At 52.1% G+C, this 1,834-nt stretch carries 1 rRNA gene; it reads right to left on the bottom strand.

The features are described 5' to 3' along the window. Positions 1-109: 109 nt before the first annotated feature. Positions 110-1,834: ribosomal RNA gene (locus tag ACM6IN_RS18620) — 23S ribosomal RNA — on the bottom strand; the annotation flags it as partial.

Genomic DNA, 1,834 nt, shown 5'->3' with positions numbered 1-1,834 from the left:
AAATTGGGTATGTGACAGCTGGTGTTTTGTGAGTCTTTCGAACTTTCGGTTCGTTTCGTCTTCACACACCGCAATCTGGTCTCTTCGACGCAAATTGCTTGGGTGTTATATGGTCAAGCCTCACGGGCAATTAGTATTGGTTAGCTCAACGCCTCACAGCGCTTACACACCCAACCTATCAACGTCGTAGTCTTCGACGGCCCTTCAGGGAACTCAAGGTTCCAGTGAGATCTCATCTTGAGGCAAGTTTCCCGCTTAGATGCTTTCAGCGGTTATCTTTCCCGAACATAGCTACCCGGCAATGCCACTGGCGTGACAACCGGAACACCAGAGGTTCGTCCACTCCGGTCCTCTCGTACTAGGAGCAGCCCCTCTCAAATCTCAAACGTCCACGGCAGATAGGGACCGAACTGTCTCACGACGTTCTAAACCCAGCTCGCGTACCACTTTAAATGGCGAACAGCCATACCCTTGGGACCGGCTTCAGCCCCAGGATGTGATGAGCCGACATCGAGGTGCCAAACACCGCCGTCGATATGAACTCTTGGGCGGTATCAGCCTGTTATCCCCGGAGTACCTTTTATCCGTTGAGCGATGGCCCTTCCATACAGAACCACCGGATCACTAAGACCTACTTTCGTACCTGCTCGACGTGTCTGTCTCGCAGTCAAGCGCGCTTTTGCCTTTATACTCTACGACCGATTTCCGACCGGTCTGAGCGCACCTTCGTACTCCTCCGTTACTCTTTAGGAGGAGACCGCCCCAGTCAAACTACCCACCATACACTGTCCTCGATCCGGATAACGGACCTGAGTTAGAACCTCAAAGTTGCCAGGGTGGTATTTCAAGGATGGCTCCACGCGAACTGGCGTCCACGCTTCAAAGCCTCCCACCTATCCTACACAAGCAAATTCAAAGTCCAGTGCAAAGCTATAGTAAAGGTTCACGGGGTCTTTCCGTCTAGCCGCGGATACACTGCATCTTCACAGCGATTTCAATTTCACTGAGTCTCGGGTGGAGACAGCGCCGCCATCGTTACGCCATTCGTGCAGGTCGGAACTTACCCGACAAGGAATTTCGCTACCTTAGGACCGTTATAGTTACGGCCGCCGTTTACCGGGGCTTCGATCAAGAGCTTCGCGTTAGCTAACCCCATCAATTAACCTTCCGGCACCGGGCAGGCGTCACACCCTATACGTCCACTTTCGTGTTTGCAGAGTGCTGTGTTTTTAATAAACAGTCGCAGCGGCCTGGTATCTTCGACCGGCATGAGCTTACGGAGCAAGTCCTTCACCCTCACCGGCGCACCTTCTCCCGAAGTTACGGTGCCATTTTGCCTAGTTCCTTCACCCGAGTTCTCTCAAGCGCCTTGGTATTCTCTACCCAACCACCTGTGTCGGTTTGGGGTACGGTTCCTGGTTACCTGAAGCTTAGAAGCTTTTCTTGGAAGCATGGCATCAACCACTTCGTGTTCTAAAAGAACACTCGTCATCAGCTCTCGGCCTTAAGATCCCGGATTTACCTAAGATCTCAGCCTACCACCTTAAACTTGGACAACCAACGCCAAGCTGGCCTAGCCTTCTCCGTCCCTCCATCGCAATAACCAGAAGTACAGGAATATTAACCTGTTTTCCATCGACTACGCTTTTCAGCCTCGCCTTAGGGACCGACTAACCCTGCGTCGATTAACGTTGCGCAGGAAACCTTGGTCTTTCGGCGTGGGTGTTTTTCACACCCATTGTCGTTACTCATGTCAGCATTCGCACTTCTGATACCTCCAGCAAGCTTCTCAACTCACCTTCACAGGCTTACAGAACGCTCCTCTACCGCATCA

It is taken from the genome of Pseudomonas sp. IT-P395 (assembly GCF_949767675.1).
Taxonomy (GTDB): Bacteria; Pseudomonadota; Gammaproteobacteria; order Pseudomonadales; family Pseudomonadaceae; genus Aquipseudomonas.
The sequence above is the reverse complement of the archived record's forward strand: the minus strand, read 5'-3'. Positions and strand labels throughout refer to the sequence as shown.